Here is a 16961-nt window from a genome sequence, read left to right on the forward strand (position 1 = left end):
CCGCGCCGCTCGCGGGGGGCGTCGACACCGCCGTGCTCGCCGAGCTGGAACCGCTCGTCGCCGTGCGCGACGTGACCTGACACCTGATCTGCCGTCACCGAACCCTGGAGCCAAGCGCCGTGCCCCTCGTCCCCCTCCCCCACCTGCTGGCCGAACGGCCGGTCTTCGCCTTCAACGTGATCCAGATCGAGCACGCCGAGGCGATCCTCGCCGGCGCGGAGCAGGCCAAGGCCGCCGTCGTGCTGCAGATCAGCGAGAACGCCGTGCGCTACCACGGCGCGCTCGCGCCGCTCGCGGCGGCGACCCGCCTCGCCGCCGAGCGCAGCGGCGCCCGCGCCGCCCTGCACCTGGACCACGCGACCGAGCCGCGCCTGGTCCACGAGGCCGCCGACTGCGGCTTCGGCTCGGTGATGTACGACGGTTCGACGCTGCCGTGGGAGGAGAACCTGGCCACGACCGCCGAGATGGCCACCTGGTGCCACGCCAACGGGCTCGCGATCGAGGCGGAGCTGGGCGAGGTCGGCGGCAAGGACGGCGCGCACGCGCCGGGCGTGCGGACGGACCCGGCGCAGGCGGCGGAGTTCGTCGCCCGCACCGGCGTGGACGCGCTCGCGGTCGCGGTCGGCAGCGAGCACGCGATGACGACGCGCACCGCCTCGCTCGACCTGGAGCTGATCGGCCGTCTGCGCGACGCCGTCCCGGTGCCGCTGGTGCTGCACGGCAGCTCGGGTGTCCCGGACGCGACGCTGGTCGCGGCCGTGGAGGCGGGGATGCGGAAGATCAACGTCTCCACCCACCTGAACCGCCTGTTCACCGAGGCGGTCCGCGACGCGCTCGCCACCGACCCGAAGCTGGTCGACCCGCGCAAGTGGCTCGCGCCCGGCCGCGACGCGGTCGCCGCCGAGGTGGCCCGCCTCCTCGGCCTGCTCAACGCGGTCGGCTGACGCCCCGACCCGCCGGGCGCGGCCCAGGCGTCACGACGCGCCGTCGGCGGTGAGCACCCGTACCTCCGCCTCCGTCAGGGCGGCGCGCTCGGGTTCGGCGGGTGAGACGTCCGTGACCAGGGTGTCGATCTCCTCCAGCGGGCAGATCGCGGCGAAGGTGGCCCGGCCGAGCTTGCTGCCGTCCGCGAGGACGACCCGGTGGGCGGCCACGCGCAGGAAGGAGCGGTCGGTGTGCGCCTCCATCTCGTCGTGGGTGGTGCAGCCGGCCGCCGCGCTCAGGCCGTCGACGCCGATGAAGGCGAAGTCGAGGCGGTAGCGGGCCAGGTGCTGGTCGGCGGCCGGACCGACCAGCTCGTAGCTGGCGCTGCGGGCCTGACCCCCGATCACCACGAGCCGGATCTCGGGGCGGACGATGAGGTCGGCGGCGATGTTGACGGCGTTGGTGACGACGGTGAGGCCGCCCTGCCCGCCGCCGACGCGCTCGGCGAGGACGTGGGCGAGCTCGCTGACCGTGCTGCCGCCGGTGAGGCCGACCACCGCGCCATCGGGGACGAGCGCCGCGGCCGCCTCGGCGATGCGGCGCTTCTCCTCCTGGCGGCGGCCCGCGCGGTGACGCAGCGGCAGCTCCAGGTTGACCGTGCCGGTGACCGCGCCGCCGTGGGTGCGGCGCAGCAGGCCCTGCTCGTCGAGCGTCTGCAGGTCACGGCGGACGGTGGCGCCGGAGACGCCCAGCAGCTCCGCGAGCTGGTGCACGTCGGCGCTGCCGGCGCGGGCGACGTGGTCGAGGATCCGGGCGAAGCGGTCGGCCTTGAGCATGCGGCGAGTCTACGGAGTCCGTCGGTCCGCGTGCCGCCAACCCGTTCGAGCGGACGCGAGCATAGCCGCGAGGTGCGCCCCTGTCCTCCGAATCGGGCACTCTGCGTGTCCGCTGCCACACCTACGGTACTCATGGTGCGGGAGGGATGTCCTTGCTGTTCACACGCCTTCGCAGGCCGACTCGCACCATGCCCTACGCGTCCGCCGCCCCCGAGCACGTGGCAGCGCCGGTGTTCGCCCCGCGCGGCTGCCCGGTGGTCCACCAGGCGCCTCCGGTGCCGCCGCACCCCGCGGCTCCCTCGTCCGGGCCGCCTCCGCTGCTGTACGCGGCCGAGGACTTCGTGCGGGCCCACGCCGCCGAGTCGGCGCGGCCGGTGGACGTGGAGGCCCGGTTGCGGGAGGTCCGCGTGGAGCTCGCCGCGCGCGGCAGCTACACGCACACGCCCGAGGAGCTGGCCTTCGGCGCCCGTGTCGCGTGGCGCAACGCGGCGCGCTGCATCGGGCGGCTGTACTGGCGCAGCCTCGTCGTCCGGGACCTGCGGCAGCTGCGCCGCCCCGACGACATCGCCGAGCAGTGCTTCGAGCATCTGCGGCTGGCCGCGAACGGCGGGCGGATCCGCCCCGTCGTCAGCGTCTTCGCACCCGACACCCCGGACCGTCCGGCGCCCCGGCTGCTCAACGAGCAGCTGGTCCGCTACGCGGACGACCGGCGCAGCGGGGAACGGGCGGCGCTGGCGCGCGAGCTCGGCTGGAAGGGCGGCGAGGGCCCGTTCGAGACGCTGCCGCTGCTGGTTCAGTCCTCGCCGGAACGCCCGCCGGACTGGTACGAGCTGCCGGACGACGCCGTGCACGAGGTGCGGCTGACCCACCCGACCGAGCCGGGTTTCGCCGCCCTCGGGCTGCGCTGGTACTCCGTCCCGGCGGTCAGCGACATGACGCTGGAGATCGGCGGCATCCGCTACCCCTGCGCGCCCTTCAACGGCTGGTACCTGGGCACCGAGATCGGCTCGCGCAATCTCGCCGACCGCGACCGCTACGACCGGCTGCGCGAGGTCGCGGAGCTCTTCGGCCTGGACACCTCCAGCGAGCGCACCCTGTGGCGGGACCGGGCACTGGTGGAACTGAACGCGGCGGTGCTGCACTCGTTCGGCGAGGCGGGCGTCACCGTCGCGGACCACCACACCGAGTCGCGGCGCTTCCTCACCCACATCGAGCGCGAGCAGCGCCACGGGCGTCCGGTGCCGACGGACTGGTCCTGGATCGTTCCCCCGCTCTCCGGCGGCGCGACGGCGGTGTTCCACCGCTACTACGACCCGCCCGACCCGCACGCCCGCCCGGCCTTCCTGCGCCGCACCGGCGCCTGGGAGGAACCGCAGGCGGACTGACGCCCGGTCACCGCAGGCCGGCAGCCGCCCCACGGCCTGCACCGTCTCGAAGACGCCGGCTCCGACGGCAGGACCCAGAGCCTGCGTCGATCCTCCCGTCCCCCGCCGGCGCCGGACATGGGACTCTCCCGCGCACCCGTACGGGGGGCCGGCCCTACCCCGGCTCGCCTGGCCCCGCTCCACAGCGCGAGGACGCCGCGCGATCCGGCGACCGGCCCCACCCCGCACCGACGAGGCGATCACACCCGTCCCCGGCGGGCTCGGTAGCGGGGCCGCTCCCGTGGTGGGAGCATCGGTGACATGGGCGGCGAGCAGTACCCCGGCCCACCTGGCGTCGACGTGATGGTCTGCGGCGGGTGCGGCGCGGTCATGCCGTGGACGCCCTGGGGCCGGTGCTCCTGGGAGTGCTACGAGATGCCCCGGGAGACGCCCGAGGAACAGCTGACCGCGAACGAGGACGCGCCGCGTGCCTTCGCGTACTTCACCGGCCGCCGGGCCCTGGAGGGCGAGTAGCCCTCCAGCGGCCCGCGCGGACGGTCAGCCCTTCGTCGCGCCCAGGGTCAGGCCGGCGATGAAGTGGCGCTGCAGGATGAAGAAGAGGATCACCGTGGGCAGCGCGACCAGGACGGAGCCGGCCGCGAGCAGGTTGTAGTCCTGGAAGTACTGTCCCTTCAGGTTGTTGAGCGCGCTGGTGACCGGCATCTTGTCGCCGGAGGACATCAGCACCAGCGCCCACAGGAAGTCGTTGTAGATCCAGGCGAACTCCAGCGTGGCCAGCGCCGCCAGCGCCGGGCGGCACAGCGGCATCGTGATCCGCCAGAACTGCGTCCACACGCCCGCGCCGTCGACGATCGCGGCCTCGCGCAGCTCCTCGGGGAGCGCCTTCATGAAGTTGGTCATCACGAAGACGCAGAAGCCCGTCTGGAAGGCGATGTGGATGGCGATGACGCCCCAGTAGGAGTCGTACATCGTGAGCGAGTCCGACATCCAGTAGGGCAGCGGGATCCGGGTGAAGAGCTCGTACACCGGGGTCACCATGACCTGCGGCGGCAGCAGGTTGCCGGCCGTGAAGAGGATCAGGATGAGGAACCCGCCCCGGATCCGGACCCGGGCGATGCAGAAGGCCACGAAGGAGGCGAAGAACAGCGTCAGCAGCACCGCCGGGACGGCGATGAGCAGGGTGTTGAGGAAGTGCTGCGCCATCCCCGACTGCGTGAAGGCCTCGCGGTAGTAGGCGAAGCTGAGGTGGTGCGGCCAGGAGAAGTACCCGTACTTGGACGTCTCCTGGTAGGGGCGCAGCGAGGCGTAGACCGCCAGCAGCAGCGGCGCCAGCCACAGCAGCGAGACGGCGGCCAGGAAGACGTGCAGGCCCAGTCGGCGTGGGGCGACGGCCGGGCTCGCGGAGGGTTTGGCGCCGGTGGCCTTCGGCGCCGGGCCGGCGGCGATCGCGGTCACGACTTCTCCTCCCGCAGTTCGGTCATGCAGTACGCGACGATGCAGCCGACCGAGATCAGCAGCAGCACGACCGCGATCGCGGAGCCGAAGCCGATCCGGCTGGCCTCGCCGATGATGTTGTCGGTGATCAGCACGCTGAGCAGTTCCAGCCCGTTGGTGCCGCCGTTGATGGCGTAGACGATGTCGAACGCCCGCAGCGCCTCGATCACCGTGATCACGCCGACGATGATGTTGACCGGCCGCATCACCGGGAAGACGACGCGGAAGAAGGTCTGCCGCGCGTTGGCGCCGTCGATCGCGGCGGCCTCCTTGAGCGACGGGTCGACGCCCTTGAGCCCGGCCAGGTAGAGCACCATGACGTAACCGGAGTGGCGCCAGCCGGCCATCAGCAGCACCACCCAGATGTTGATGTGGGGGTTGCCGATCCAGTCGACCGGGTGGCCTCCGGGGCCGGTGGTGCCGAGCAGCGTGTTGAGGATGCCGTCGTCGCGGGCGAAGATCAGCTGCGAGATGAAGCCGATCACCGCGAGCGAGAGCACGACGGGCAGGTAGATCGCGCTCTGGTAGAAGCGGCCGAAGCGGATCTTGCGGTCCAGCAGCACCGCGAGGAGCAGGCCGAGCGGCGTCGCGACGACCGCGAGGAAGCCGAGCCAGAGCAGGTTGTGCCAGATCGCGGTCGCGAACGGCGGGTAGTTGGTGAACAGTTCCTTGTAGTTGTCGACGCCGATGAACTTGGCCGAGCCGATGCCGTCCCAGTTGGTGAAGGACAGGCCGATCGAGGCGAGCGTGGTCGCCCAGACCAGCACGAAGGTGAACAGCAGCGGCAGGCCCAGCAACACGGTGATGACGAGGCGGTCGCGCGTGGTCAGCCGGCGGATCCGGCGCCGCCCGGCGCGCGGGCGCCGCCGCCCCTCGGTGGGGGCGGCGGCGGGCGCGGCGGCGGTCTCGGGGCCGGTCGGCACGGCGGGTTCGAGGTCAGCCTTCGGTGGCATAGATGGCCGTCTTCTGCCGTTGGATGGAGTTGCACAGCCCGTCGACGTCGCTCGGGTTGTTCAGGAAGGTCTGCAGCGCCTGGATCATCACCGTCGAGACGAAGTCGGGGCGGCTGTCGCGGTCCATGAACTGCGAGATGCTCTTGGCCGTGGAGACGAGCTTCGCCCCGGACTGCTGCAGCGAGTTGTAACCGCTGGTGTCCACCGAGGAGTTGACGCCGAGCTCGGAGGAGTCCGCGGACAGGTAGGCGTTCTCGGCCTTCGGCGTCCCCAGGAACGTCAGCAGCTTCTTGGCGCCCGTCTCGTTCTTGGCCTTGTGCGAGAGCAGGAAGCCGTCGATCGGCGCCTCCACCGCGTCCTGGCCGTTGGTCGGGTCGAGCGCCGGGTAGGCGAAGAAGTCCAGGTCGGCCTGGTCCGCTCCGGCGAACTGCTGGCCGATGAACATGCCCAGCGTCATCATGCCGGTCTTCTTCTGCTGGAGCGCCTGCGCGGACTCCTGCCAGGTCAGCCCGAGCGCGCCCTGCTGGTAGTAGGGCAGCAGCTGGCGCCAGGTGTCGAAGACCTGCTTGACCTTGGTGCCGGACCAGTCCTCGTGACCGCCCATCAGCGACTTGTGGAAGTCGTAGCCGTTCAGGCGCATGTTGATGTAGTCGAACGTCCCCATGGCCGGCCAGCCGTCCTTGTCGGAGAAGGAGATGGGGACGAGGCCGTCCTTCTGCATCTGCTTCGCCAGGGATATGTACTGGTCCCAGGTGGTGGGGATCTGGTAGCCGTGCTGGGCGAAGACCGACTTCCGGTAGAAGACCGCCCATGGGTAGTAGTAGTACGGCACGAAGTACTGCTTGCCGTCCAGGCCCGTGGACTGCGCCTTGATGGCGTCGGACATCCCGGAGAAGCCGCTCCAGACGTCGCTGATGTCGCCCAGCAGTCCCTTCTGCGCGAAGTACTGCATGCGGTAGCCGGCGAACCAGCCGAACACGTCGTCAGGGTTGCCCTGCAGGTAGCGGTTGATGTTCTGCTGGAACGAGTTGTGGTCGACCGTGTTGGTCTTGACCGTGTAGCCGGAGCTGCTCTGGAAGGCGGCGACGGCGTTGGCGATGCCCTTCTTCGGCACCGGGTCCGACCAGTTCGAACCGAAGGTGACGGACTTCCCACCGCCTCCTCCCGCGCCGGATCCGCTGCCGCAGGCGGCGAGGACCGAGGGAAGCGTGACCGCCCCTGCGCCGATCGCGGCAGCGCGCAGGACCGACCTTCTGGTGGGACTGTTACTGGTGATGCGGTCGTGCGATCCGGGCGTTGCCATGTCCCCTCCCGTGGGGTGCAAGTGCCGTTCAACGAGCGCCAATGAACACACAAACGAACGTGAGCGTTCAGATACCACCAACAGCGTGACCCCCTGTCAAGGTCCCCGACCGCACAAACTTGCAGCCCAGCACGGGGTTGCCCCACCGCTGACCGGACACGGCGTGAGCGCATCAGAAAAACCGCTTATGAGCGGGCCTTTGCGAGTGTGTTGGAGAATGTTGATTCGCGGCGAGGTCGCGTAACGATGTCATCTCGCGCGGGGGAAGCGGGCTTCCAGTCCGAGCAGGACGGTCTCCAGGCCGAGCTCGAAGGCGCCCTCGTCGACCGCGCGCTGGCGCTCGGCGAGGAGGTGGGCCTGGCCGAGGTGGGGGTACTGCTCGGCATAGAGCCCGGCGTCGTCGGGGAAGCCGCCGGCGAAGGAGCCGAGCGCGGAGCCGAAGACGAGGTAGCGCATCAGCGCGCCGATGCGGGTGGCCTCGCCGGCGGGCCAGCCGGCGTCGACCAGGGCGCCGAAGACGGCGTCGGCGAGTCGGAGCGCGTTGGGGCGGCGCCCCGGGCCGGTGGCGAGGGCGGGCACCAGGTTGGGGTGCGCGGCGAGCGCCGCGCGGTAGGAGCGGGCCCAGCCGCGGAGCGCGTCGGGCCACGGGTCGCGGCCGAGCATGTCCAGGCACACCTCGCCCACCACCGCGTCGACGACGGCGTCGAGCAGCGCGTCCTTGGTGGCGAAGTGGTGGTAGAGCGACGGCCCGCTCACGCCGAGCTCGGCGGCGAGGCGGCGGGTGGAGAGCGCGTCCAGCCCCTCGTCGTCCACCAGACGCAGCGCGGTCCCGACGATGCGCTCGTGACTGAGCAGCGGGTTGCGCGGTCTGGCCATCGGGCCGCGGCCCTCCTCACCTGGGTCGTCTGCGGGCGCGTGTCGGGCGACACACTTCCCCAAGCCTGCCGTACGGGGTTACGGTCTAAAAACTTGCAGTGCTAGTTTAACTGCCGTCGCCCACCGCCGCAGGGTCTCCACCACCGAGGGAAGTCGCCGTGAACCTGGAGCTCACCGAGGAGCAGGCCGCCGTCCGCGAGCTGGCCGCCGACTTCGTGAACCGCGAGATCGTCCCGCACGCCGCCGCCTGGGACCGGGCCGAGCAGGTGGATCGGGGCGTCGTGAAGAAGCTCGGGGCCCTCGGCTTCCTGGGCCTGACCATCCCCGAGGAGTACGGCGGCTCCGGCGGTGACCACCTCGCCTACGTGCTGGTCACCGAGGAGCTGGGCCGCGGCGACTCCTCCGTGCGCGGGCTGCTCTCGGTCTCCCTCGGCCTGGTGGCGAAGTCGATCAACCACTGGGGCACCGAGGAGCAGAAGCGGCAGTGGCTGCCGCGCCTGTGCGCCGGTGAGGCGCTCGGCTGCTTCGCGCTGACCGAGCCCGGCACCGGCTCCGACGCCGGCAACCTCACCACCCGCGCCGTCCGCGACGGCGACAGCTGGGTGATCAACGGCGCCAAGATGTTCATCACCAACGGCACCTGGGCCGAGGTCGCGCTCGTCTTCGCCCGTACGGGAGAGGCGGGCCACAAGGGCGTGAGCGCCTTCCTGGTGCCGACCGACACCCCGGGGCTGACCCGCACCACCGTCCACGGCAAGCTCGGCCTGCGCGGCCAGCCGACCGCCGAGCTGGCCTTCGAGGACGTGCGCGTCCCCGTCGCCGCGATGCTCGGCCCGGAGGGCAAGGGCTTCAGCGTCGCGATGTCCGCGCTGGCCAAGGGCCGGATGTCGGTCGCGGCCGGCTGTGTCGGCATCATCCAGGCCTCGCTGGACGCGGCCGTCGCCTACGCGACGCAGCGCGAGCAGTTCGGCCGGCAGATCGCCGCGCACCAGCTCGTGCAGGAGATGCTCGCCGACATCAAGGTCGAGCTCGACGCCGCCCGGCTGCTGGTGTGGCGGGTGGCCGACCTGATCGAGCGCGGCGAGCCCTTCCAGACGGAGTCCTCCGTCGCCAAGCTCTACGCCTCCGAGGCGGCCGTGAAGGCCGCCAACACCGCCCTGCAGGTCTTCGGCGGCTACGGGTTCATCGACGAGTACCCCGTCGGCAAGTACGTCCGCGACGCCCGCGTGATGACCTTGTACGAGGGCACCAGCCAGATCCAGAAGCTGCTCATCGGCCGGGCCCTCACCGGCGTCAACGCGTTCTGACCCCCCTTATCCACGACTGCCCAGGAGCCCGACGATGCGCCCTGTGTACTTCGCCGCCGCCAAGCGGACCCCGATCGGCCGCCTGCGCGGCGTGCTGTCCGGCGTGCGCCCGGACGACCTCGCCGCCACCGCGCTGCGCGGCGTGCTGGACACCCTGCCGGGCCTGGACCCGGCCCGGATCGACGACGTCTACTGGGGCGCCGCCAACCAGGCCGGTGAGGACAACCGCAACATCGCCCGCATGGCCGTGCTGCTGGCCGGGGTCCCCGAGTCCGTCCCCGGCGCGACGCTGAACCGCCTGTGCGCCTCCGGCCTGGAGGCCGTCACCACCGCGGCCCGCGCGATCGCCGCGGGCGAGGCGGACATCGTCGTCGCTGGCGGCTCCGAGTCGATGAGCCGCGCGCCCTTCGTACTGCCGCGCGCCGAGGACCGGCTGCCGCACGGCCAGGAGATCTTCGACACCAAGCTGGGCTGGCGCATGGTCAACCCGAGGATGAAGGAACTGCACGGCCTGCTTTCCATGGGCGAGACCGCCGAGGAGGTCGCCGCCCGCTACGGCGTCAGCCGCGAGGACCAGGACGCCTTCGCGTTCCGCTCCCACCAGGCGGCGGCCGCCGCCCGCAAGGACGGGCTGTTCGACGCCGAGACGGTCCCGGTGACGCTCAAGGACGGCAGCGTCGTCACCCAGGACGAGTCGATCCGCCCCGACACCAGCCTGGAGAAGCTCGCCACGCTCAAGCCCGTCTTCCGCGACGGCGGCACGGTGACGGCGGGCAACGCCTCGCCGATGAACGACGGCGCGGCCGCGCTGGTGCTGTGCAGCGAGGAGGCGCTCGCGTCGCTCGGCGTCGAGCCGCTGGGCCGCTACGTCGGCGGCGCGAGCGCGGGCGTGCATCCGGACGTCATGGGCATCGGCCCGGTCCCGGCGGTCCAGCGCGTGCTGGCCCGCACGGGCCGGACCCTGGACTCGGTGCAGACCGCCGAGTTCAACGAGGCCTTCGCCGCCCAGGCGCTGGCCTGCGTGCGCGAGCTCGGCATCGACCCGGAGCGGGTCAACCCGCAGGGCGGCGCGATCGCCATCGGGCACCCACTGGGCGCCTCCGGCGCGCGCATCCTCACCACGCTGCTGCATCGCATGGCCCGCACCGGTGAGGGGCGGGGCCTGGCCACGATGTGCGTCGGCGTCGGCCAGGGCACCGCCGTCCTCGTCGACCGCGACTGACCTCCTCGGGCGCTCCGCCCCTCCGAACGACCCGCCGAATCCTTCACTGACCGCACCCAGCTGAGGAGTCTTCCGCTATGAGCCGCTTCACCGACCGCGTCGCCGTCGTCACCGGCGCAGCCCAGGGCATCGGCGCCGCCACCGCGCAGCGTCTGGCCGAGGAGGGCGCGAGCGTCGCCGTCGTCGACCTGACCGCCGAGCGCGCCCAGGCCACCGTCGACGCGATCACCGCCAAGGGCGGCACCGCCCGCGGCTACGGCTGCGACGTAACCGACTACGACGCCGTCGAGGCCGTCTTCGCGCAGATCGCCGCGGACTTCGGCACGATCCACATCCTGGTCAACAACGCCGGCATCACCCGCGACAACCTCTTCTTCAAGATGCCGAAGACCGACTGGGACGCGGTCATCACGGTCAACCTGACCAGCGTCTACAACTGCTCGCAGGCGGCACAGAAGTACATGTGCCACCAGAAGTACGGCAAGATCGTCTCGCTCTCCTCCCGCTCCGCCCTCGGCAACCGCGGCCAGGCCAACTACGCCGCCGCGAAGGCGGGCATCCAGGGCTTCACCGCGACCCTCGCGATCGAGCTCGGCCCGTTCAACATCAACGTCAACGCGGTCGCCCCCGGCTACATCGCCACCCACATGACCGCCGCGACCGCCGAGCGCGTCGGCGCCACCGCCGAGGACCACCAGACGGAGGTCGCCGCCCGCACGCCGCTGCGCCGCGTCGGACAACCGGAGGACATCGCGGCCGTCGTCGCGTTCCTCGCCTCCGAGGACGCCTCCTACGTCAGCGGTCAGACGCTGTACGTGAACGGCGGCGCACGGTGACCACGCTCTCCCTGGCCTCCGTGCTCGCGGAGAACGCGCGGCGGCGACCGGACAAGCTGGCGCTGGTCGAGGGCGAGACCCGGCTGAGCTTCGCCGAGCTGTGGCAGCAGGCGCTCACCCAGGCCGCCGCACTGGTCAAGCTGAGCGTCCGGCCCGGTGACAAGGTCGCCCTGATGGCGCCCAACGTCACCGAGTTCCCCCGCGCCTACTACGCGATCCTCGCGGCCGGCGGTGTGGTCGTGCCGGTGCACCTGCTGCTGACCGGCGAGGAGGTCGCGTACGTGCTGCGCGACTCCGGCGCGACGCTGCTGCTCGCCCACGCCGCGAACGCGCCGGTCGCGGCGGGCGCGGCGGCCGAGGCCGGCGTGCCGCTGGTGACGATGGGGCCGGCTGCGGAGGTGCCGGGCGCGCTCGGGCGGCTGGAGGAGTTCGCCGCGCTGGAGCGGCCGCTGACGCACTTCGTCGCCCGCCAGGCCGAGGACCCGGCGGTCGTCTTCTACACCAGCGGCACCACCGGCCAGCCCAAGGGCGCGGTGCTGTCGCACCTGAACCTGGTGCTGAACGCGACCGTCAACGCCTTCGACGCCAACCACGTCGAGGCCGACGACGTCGTCCTGGGCTCGCTGCCGCTGTTCCACACTTTCGGACAGACCGTCAGCATGAACTCCACCTGGCGCGCGGGCGCGGCGCTGGTGCTGCTGCCGCGCTTCCACGCCGGGCAGGCGATCGAGCTGATGCTGCGGGAGGGCGTGAACACCTTCCACGGCGTGCCCACGATGTACATCGCGTTGTTGGAGGCCGCCAAGGGCAGCGACGGCCCGCTGCCGGCGCTGCGCCTGTGCATCTCCGGCGGCGCGTCGCTGCCGGTCCCGGTGCTGGAGCGCTTCAACGCCGCGTTCGAGGCGGACGTCTTCGAGGGCTACGGCCTGTCGGAGACCTCCCCGACCGCCTCGGTGAACCAGCCGGACTACGGGACGCGGGCGGGCACGGTCGGTCACCCGGTATGGGGCGTGGACGTCGAGATCGCGCGGGCGGAGGTCGAGGAGAGCATCGAGCTGCTGCCGGCGGGCGAGGTCGGCGAGGTGGTCGTGCGCGGCCACAACGTCTTCCAGGGCTACCTGAACCGCCCCGAGGCGACCGCACAGGCCCTGGTGGAGGGCTGGTTCCGCACCGGGGACCTGGGGGTCAAGGACGCGGACGGCTTCGTCTCGATCGTGGACCGCAAGAAGGACGTCGTCATCCGCGGTGGCTTCAACGTCTACCCCCGCGAGGTCGAGGAGACCCTGCTGCGCCACCCCGCCGTCGCCGAGGCCGCCGTCATCGGCCTGCCGGACGACACGCACGGCGAGGAGGTCTGCGCGGTCCTGGTCCTGGACGCGTCCCACTCCCCCGCCCCAACGGCGCAGGACATCATCGACTGGTCCAAGGAGCACCTGGCCAAGCACAAGTACCCGCGCCGGGTCGAGTTCACCGACGCCTACCCGCTGGGCCCGAGCCATAAGGTCCTCAAGCGGGAATTGCGGGCGCGCTACCACTAGGACATGAAAGAGAGCGGGTCGCTCTACTTTGAGCTACAGCCCCATGATGGTGGAGCTGGGAGGAATCGCACGCTCCATCTACCCGCTCGAATTCCATTGTCCCCCCGGTCCCCGGGCTCCGCATCCCGAGCCGGATGAGGGGGTCACGCGCCGGGCCAGGTCCAGGGGTCGCCGATCCAGTGGATCAGGTCCGGGTGGGCCTGCAGGTCGAGGTCGGGGCGGATCTCCGCGACGAAGGCGAGGAGCTCGGCGGCGTTCGCCGTGCCGCGCCAGACCGGGGTGCCCGAGGGGGGCTGAACGCGGGTCTGGCGGTGGGGGTCGTGGGGGTTGAGCGCCGCGACGTAGACGGGCTGCGCGGGCCGGTGCGGACCGGTGGTGCTCATACCTCCAGCCTGTCCCTCGGCCCGGCCCGCCGCACCCGCGTCCCCCGCGGCCTCCACCTGCGGGTGGACTGTGGCCTGTCCACCCCCGGTGGGGTGCGAGCGGGTGCGAGGACGCGAACTACTCCCTCGGTCTGGGCAGCTGGCCGGCGACCGTCGTGGTCGCGCTGCTGCTGACGGTCGCCTACCTGTGGCGCATCGGCGCCGAGGAGCGGCTGCTGCTCACCGCCTTCGGCCCCGCCTACGCGGACTATCGGGTCGGCACCAAGCGGCTGATCCCCTTCGTCTACTGACGCCCGGGGCCACACCTCGCGGCTGCGACGACGGGAGTGGCCACCGGCCGGGGATGGTCTACCCCGCGCGGCCGCGCGGGGTGGTCGCCGCAGGTTCGGTGAGGGGGGAGGGCCGCCGGAGGCGGAGCCGGGTGGCGCTCGCGGTGAGGAGGCGGGCGGCCCGGGAGGAGGCGCGGAGGGAAGCCGTGGCCGGCCCGTGGGTCGTGTGCTTCGCCTGCCAGTCGCGGGCCAGGCCGGCGACGACGTGGGCGGCCTGGCGGTGTTCGGGCAGGGGTTCGAGGTGGACGCGGCCGCGCGCCGCCTGTTCCGTGAGCGCGCCGGCCAGGGCGCGCCGGTCGCGGGGCCAGGGCGCGAGCCCGGACGCGTCCAGCGTGGCGGCGTTGGCGCGGCCGTGACCGGAGATGACCTCGTAGCTGACCGCCGGGAGCCCGGCAACCAGCGCCTCGGTGAAGGAGAGGCCGCCGGCGTTGTGGACCAGCACGTCCGCCGCGCCCATCAGCGCGGGCACGTCGGTGCGCCAGCCGAGCGCGATGACGTCGGGCAGCTCGGAGAGGCGCCGGCGCAGCCGGTCGTTGCGGCCGCACAGCACGACCGGGGTGGCGCCCTCGACCCGGCGCAGGTCCTCGACGCTGGACATGACGTCGCCCAGGCCCATCGAGCCGGTCATCAGCAGCGCCATCAACCCGCCCTCGGGCACCCCGAGTTCCGCGCGCAGCGCGGCCCGCTCGGCGGCGGGCAGCGGGGCGGCGAAGCTGTCGCAGGCGAGCGGCCCGGCCGCGTTCATCTCGATGCCGTAGCGGGCGCTGCCCTCGGCCGCGGTGGCCTCGGTGACGGTGAGGTGCACCTGCACCTCGGGGTGGATCCAGAGCCGGTGCGGCGCGGGGTCGGTGAGGTAGCAGACGGTGGGGACGGTGAGCGTGCCCTCCTCCGTCAGCAGGCCCATGCTCTGCGCGGCGAACGGGAAGGTGGTGACCACCGTGTCCCATCCCTCCTCGACCCAGCGGCCCAGCTCGCGCGAGGCGAGCCGGCACAGGTAGAGGGTGAGCGAGCGGACGAAGGAGTCGTGCTCCTCGTTCTGGAACAGCCACTCGAAGAACCAGGGCAGCTTGCCGGCGCTGAACTCGTAACCGTCCTGCAGCAGGCGCCGGTAGCGGCGCGGCAGGGTGTCGAGGTAGTCGCGGCAGCTGACCTCGAGGCCCAGGTCGGTCAGACGGCGCGTCAGCTCGTTGGCGGCGCCGTTGTGCCCGGCGCCGACGCTGCCGGTGACGACGAGCACCCGCGGCGGCCGGTCCGCGGCGGCGGGGTGCCGCTCGCACCCGTCGTCGCCGCGCCGGGCGCGGCCCGGTCGCGCGGCCTGCGCGGGTATGGGCCGCGCCGATGTGGGGGGTGCGGTGGTCTGCACAGCCTGCATGGATCTTCCGCTCGTCGACGATGACGCCAGGACCAGGACGGTGCCGGGAGGGAGGCACGACGAACGCGGACGCGGCCCGTCGGGCCCCGCCTCGCGTCTCGCGCCGTACGTTAGGGGAGATCCGGAGGCGTGCCGTCCTGTTTCGGATGAGCGCTGGGCGGCGAGTCGGTGAATTGACGACGTCGCGCCCTGACGCGCGCCGGAGCGGCGGAGTGCGAGCCGTCAGTCGCGCGGCTCCCGCGCCAACTCCGGGGCGTGACGCGCCGCGAGGGCGTCCCAGGCGGGCACGCCGCCGGGCAGGGGCCAGGCCGTGGTGCGGGCCTGTTCGGCGATCACCTCGCTGACCGCGTCGGCGTGTGCGCGCTCGGCCGCGGCGCGGGCGGGCGCGCCGAGGTGGGCGACCTGGGCGCGGCGATGCTCCTGGTTGGCGTCGACGTAACCGAGGAACTCCTCTTGCGTGGCGTCGTCCAGTCCGCGAGCGAGGATGATCGCGCGCGGGCGGCCGAGGCCCTCCGCCCGTGCGGCGACGAGGCGGTCGTGGCCGTCCAGCAGCAACCAGCCGTCGAGGCCGGTGACCCACCACAGCAGGATCGGCGCCGCGCTCCCCTCGCGCAGCTGCCGGCGGTAGGCCTTGACCCGGGGGTCGTCCGGCGGGCTGAGCGGTCGCAGCGGCACGACGCCGTTCCAGCCGTGCCCCCAGTCCAGGTAGGCGCGCGGCCACGCGGTGACCAGCTCGCCGTGCCACGCGTAGTGCGGCGGGGTCCCCTCGCGCAGCAGCCAGCGGTCGGCGTGGAGCGGGCCGTGCGGGCAGTCCGCGAGGCGGTCGGCGAACCAGTGCGTCCAGTCGGGCTGTCGGCGCACCGTCTCGGCGCGCAGCGACGGAACGACGGAGCGGTAGCCGGGCAGCCGGACGGTGCGCACGCCCTGGTGCCAGGGCACGACCCGGCCGAGCAGCAGCGGCTGCTCGCCCTGCCGGACCAGCAGCCGCGCGCCGTCGGTCATCTCGACGCGCAGCGCCGGCTCGCGCGGGCCCACCGGTTCGAGCGCGAGCGCGCGCTGCCCCGCTCCGCCGGCCGCGTACGTGATGTCGGTGCGCCGCATGCCGGTTTACCGCTGGGTCCGCGGGAGCGGGTCGGCCACGGTGGTCTCCTCTGCGGTGGATGTCGGTGCCCCACGGGAGGATAGGCGCGCCGGTGGTGCGGGTCGACGCGACGGCGGTGCGGCGGGCCGGCCCCCGGTGTGGCAGGGGCCGGCCCCGACCCGGCCGCCGCGGCTCAGCCGAGACCGAGGGTGCTCGCGGTCTGGTCGGCCATCGCGGCCTCGCCGGTCGCGTTGGGGTGGACCGGCACGTAGTTGGTGCCGAAGAGGATCGGTTCGATCCAGCGGGTGTCGGCGGACTCGCAGGCGTCGTGGCCGTCGGAGACCTTCGACATGTCGACGTAGGTGACGCCGTTGTCGGCGGCGGCGCGCTGGATCGCGGAGTTGAGATGCCCCTCGAGGTCGCGCAGGTAGGGGATGTCACCGGAGGCGATCGGCATCTTGACGAAGCAGCCGGGCACGGCCTGCGCCGGGACGATCCACGGGTAGCCGAGGATCGCGACCCGCGCGTTCGGCGCCTTGGCCTTGACGGCGGCGAGCGTGGCGTCGAGGGAGTGGTAGGTCGTGGTGTCGATGGTGTTGTCGAAGCTGTCGCCGTAGAGGGTCTGGCAGGGGTGGCCGAACCCGAGGGTGGCGACGCCGGCCGAGCCGCAGGCGAGGATCGCGTCGATGAAGGTGTTGCTGTCGTTGCCGCCGATGGTCATGGTGACCAGGTCGGTGCCGCTGTTCAGGGCGTCCAGTTGCGGGGCGACGCCCGGGTACTGCGAGCCGGTGTAGTCCTGCGTCTTGGCGCCGCCGCAGGTCACGTCCGTCAGGCTGAGCCCGAGTCTGCCGGCCAGGTCGTGCGGGTAGTTGACCGCGGAGCGGGCGCACTCGAGCGGCGCGCTCAGGTCCAGCGGCAGCACGCCGGACCCGGCGCTGTAGCTGTCGCCGAGGGCGACGTAGTTGTGCGGGGCACTCGCCTGCGCCTGGGCGGGCGCCGCGAGGCACATCCCCGCCACGGCGGAGACGGCGACGGCGGCCGCGGCGAGACGACGGGAACGGGGGCTGGGCGACATGCGGGTCTCCTTGAACCGGGGGTGGGACCGTGACAGGGAGAAAGATC

General features: G+C 72.5%; 17 protein-coding genes. 8 read left to right on the plus strand and 9 right to left on the minus strand.

Annotation, left to right across the window (positions count from 1 at the left end):
* Positions 1 to 119 precede the first annotated feature (119 nt).
* Entirely contained in the window at positions 120 to 944 is an 825-nt protein-coding gene (locus DN069_RS35725; protein WP_111507420.1) for a class II fructose-bisphosphate aldolase, read from the plus strand.
* 30 nt (positions 945 to 974) lie between these two features.
* On the opposite strand, the gene DN069_RS35730 is transcribed toward DN069_RS35725, so the two are convergent.
* A complete protein-coding gene (locus tag DN069_RS35730) occupies positions 975 to 1760 on the minus strand; it encodes a DeoR/GlpR family DNA-binding transcription regulator (protein ID WP_111507421.1) in 786 nt (261 codons plus the stop codon).
* A 188-nt stretch (positions 1761 to 1948) separates the two neighbouring features.
* Here DN069_RS35730 and DN069_RS35735 point away from each other — a divergent pair, with 188 nt between their 5' ends.
* Both DN069_RS35735 and DN069_RS35740 read left to right on the plus strand, forming a co-directional pair.
* A complete protein-coding gene (locus tag DN069_RS35735) occupies positions 1949 to 3145 on the plus strand; it encodes a nitric oxide synthase oxygenase (RefSeq protein ID WP_111507422.1) in 1197 nt (398 codons plus the stop codon).
* Positions 3146 to 3445: 300 nt separating this feature from the next.
* On the plus strand, positions 3446 to 3658 hold the full coding sequence (locus DN069_RS35740; protein WP_111507423.1) for a hypothetical protein: 213 nt from the start codon (positions 3446 to 3448) through the stop codon (positions 3656 to 3658).
* A gap of 24 nt (positions 3659 to 3682) precedes the next feature.
* Here DN069_RS35740 and DN069_RS35745 read toward each other — a convergent pair whose 3' ends face one another.
* The 4 genes from DN069_RS35745 to DN069_RS35760 form a co-directional block, all read right to left on the minus strand.
* On the minus strand, positions 3683 to 4600 hold the full coding sequence (locus tag DN069_RS35745; protein ID WP_111507424.1) for a carbohydrate ABC transporter permease: 918 nt from the start codon (positions 4598 to 4600) through the stop codon (positions 3683 to 3685).
* Complete coding sequence (locus tag DN069_RS35750) at positions 4597 to 5592, minus strand: carbohydrate ABC transporter permease (protein WP_111507425.1); 996 nt, start codon at positions 5590 to 5592, stop codon at positions 4597 to 4599. The genes DN069_RS35745 and DN069_RS35750 overlap by 4 nt, the downstream gene beginning before the upstream one ends.
* Positions 5576 to 6895, minus strand: coding sequence for an ABC transporter substrate-binding protein (locus tag DN069_RS35755; RefSeq protein WP_111507426.1), 1320 nt, complete (start codon positions 6893 to 6895; stop codon positions 5576 to 5578). The genes DN069_RS35750 and DN069_RS35755 overlap by 17 nt, the downstream gene beginning before the upstream one ends.
* Before the next feature lie 249 nt (positions 6896 to 7144).
* Positions 7145 to 7771, minus strand: coding sequence for a TetR/AcrR family transcriptional regulator (locus tag DN069_RS35760; protein WP_111507427.1), 627 nt, complete (start codon positions 7769 to 7771; stop codon positions 7145 to 7147).
* Between the two features lie 158 nt (positions 7772 to 7929).
* On the opposite strand from DN069_RS35760, the gene DN069_RS35765 reads away from it, so the two are divergent.
* The 4 genes from DN069_RS35765 to DN069_RS35780 all read left to right on the plus strand — a co-directional run bounded on the left by DN069_RS35765 (position 7930) and on the right by DN069_RS35780 (position 12674).
* Positions 7930 to 9078: an acyl-CoA dehydrogenase family protein gene (locus tag DN069_RS35765; RefSeq protein ID WP_111507428.1), complete on the plus strand. Its 1149-nt coding sequence runs from the start codon at positions 7930 to 7932 to the stop codon at positions 9076 to 9078.
* A gap of 34 nt (positions 9079 to 9112) precedes the next feature.
* Entirely contained in the window at positions 9113 to 10300 is a 1188-nt protein-coding gene (locus DN069_RS35770) for a thiolase family protein (protein WP_111507429.1), read from the plus strand.
* A gap of 77 nt (positions 10301 to 10377) precedes the next feature.
* Complete coding sequence (locus DN069_RS35775; RefSeq protein WP_111507430.1) at positions 10378 to 11136, plus strand: beta-ketoacyl-ACP reductase; 759 nt, start codon at positions 10378 to 10380, stop codon at positions 11134 to 11136.
* A complete protein-coding gene (locus DN069_RS35780) occupies positions 11133 to 12674 on the plus strand; it encodes a long-chain-fatty-acid--CoA ligase (protein ID WP_111507431.1) in 1542 nt (513 codons plus the stop codon). Before DN069_RS35775 ends, DN069_RS35780 begins: the two co-directional genes overlap by 4 nt.
* A gap of 143 nt (positions 12675 to 12817) precedes the next feature.
* Here the strand turns inward: DN069_RS35780 and DN069_RS35785 are convergent, their stop codons facing one another.
* Positions 12818 to 13057 carry a hypothetical protein gene (locus DN069_RS35785; RefSeq protein WP_111507432.1) on the minus strand — a complete coding sequence of 80 codons (240 nt, stop codon included), beginning with the start codon at positions 13055 to 13057 and terminating at the stop codon, positions 12818 to 12820.
* A 155-nt stretch (positions 13058 to 13212) separates the two neighbouring features.
* Between DN069_RS35785 and DN069_RS42540 the strand changes: the two genes are divergently transcribed.
* The gene (locus tag DN069_RS42540) at positions 13213 to 13347 is read left to right on the plus strand and encodes a hypothetical protein (RefSeq protein ID WP_279387951.1); all 135 of its coding nucleotides are present in this window, start codon (positions 13213 to 13215) and stop codon (positions 13345 to 13347) included.
* A 58-nt stretch (positions 13348 to 13405) separates the two neighbouring features.
* Here DN069_RS42540 and DN069_RS35790 read toward each other — a convergent pair whose 3' ends face one another.
* The 3 genes from DN069_RS35790 to DN069_RS35800 form a co-directional block, all read right to left on the minus strand.
* Positions 13406 to 14758: an MGDG synthase family glycosyltransferase gene (locus DN069_RS35790; protein WP_111507433.1), complete on the minus strand. Its 1353-nt coding sequence runs from the start codon at positions 14756 to 14758 to the stop codon at positions 13406 to 13408.
* Between the two features lie 222 nt (positions 14759 to 14980).
* Positions 14981 to 15859 carry a hypothetical protein gene (locus DN069_RS35795; protein WP_111507434.1) on the minus strand — a complete coding sequence of 293 codons (879 nt, stop codon included), beginning with the start codon at positions 15857 to 15859 and terminating at the stop codon, positions 14981 to 14983.
* Between the two features lie 173 nt (positions 15860 to 16032).
* Complete coding sequence (locus tag DN069_RS35800; protein WP_111507435.1) at positions 16033 to 16914, minus strand: SGNH/GDSL hydrolase family protein; 882 nt, start codon at positions 16912 to 16914, stop codon at positions 16033 to 16035.
* Positions 16915 to 16961: the final 47 nt, after the last annotated feature.

Source organism: Streptacidiphilus pinicola, from assembly GCF_003258295.1.
GTDB classification, from domain to species: Bacteria; Actinomycetota; Actinomycetes; order Streptomycetales; family Streptomycetaceae; genus Streptacidiphilus; species Streptacidiphilus pinicola.